Raw genomic sequence first — 776 nt, 5'->3', positions numbered from 1 at the left:
TGTATGCGGACGTCAAAAATCCTCCCAGCCGCGAAGCGATGGGGAGGGGGACCGCCGCCGCCGGGGGGCGAGGGGCTACGACGTCGCGCCCATCAGCCCCTCCGTCAGCGCTTCGCGCTGCCACCTCCCCATGGCTGCGCCACAGGAGGATCTGTGGGCCGCAATCGCTCGCTGGAGGTCGTTCGATCCAGGTCGGCGCCCATGGCAGTAAACGATCGAAACCGGATGCTTCGACACGAAAAAAGGGGCCGGACGAGCCGGCCCCCAGTTTGTCTTCGGGTAACCGAAAGGAATATTACCAGAAGAAATCGTAGATCACGTCGACCACTTCGCCCGAATAGGTATCGACCAAAAGCGCGTCGTCGTAATAGCGGACCCAGCGATAGCCCCCATAAGCGGGCGGCAGGCGGTAATAGCCCGGATCGTTGATCCAGTAGCGCTGGCTGTAAAAGAGCGAGCCGAGCGTGAAGCCGATGCTGAAGCGCGTGTAGTTATAGCCGCGATACGGGTTGTAATAGCGCGGCATGCGGTAATAGCTGCGGTGCCGGTCGCGATAGCTGCGCCAGTCGTAGCGGCGGTCGCTGCGCCAGTCGCGGCTCCAGCGGTTGTGATTGCGATCGTAGCGGTCGTGGCGGCCGTCGCGATAACGCCGATCGACATAGCCGTTGCGATTGCGGTCGTAGCGGCGGTCGACGCGGTTGTCGTTGTTGCGGTCCCAGCGCCGGTCGAGGTCGCCGTTGCGATTGCGATCGTAGCGGCGGTCGACACGGCCATTG

The 776-nt window shown here is 63.3% G+C and carries 1 protein-coding gene; it reads right to left on the bottom strand.

The genetic code is table 11. The annotated features are described in order from the left end of the window. Nucleotides 1-295 precede the first annotated feature (295 nt). The coding region (locus tag ATE71_RS22355) for an RcnB family protein (RefSeq protein WP_201023000.1) at nt 296-776 on the bottom strand (481 nt) is incomplete at its 5' end.

The sequence above is a fragment of the Sphingopyxis sp. H115 genome (assembly GCF_001468465.1).
In the GTDB taxonomy this organism is placed as follows: Bacteria; Pseudomonadota; Alphaproteobacteria; order Sphingomonadales; family Sphingomonadaceae; genus Sphingopyxis.
The sequence above is the reverse complement of the archived record's forward strand: the minus strand, read 5'-3'. Positions and strand labels throughout refer to the sequence as shown.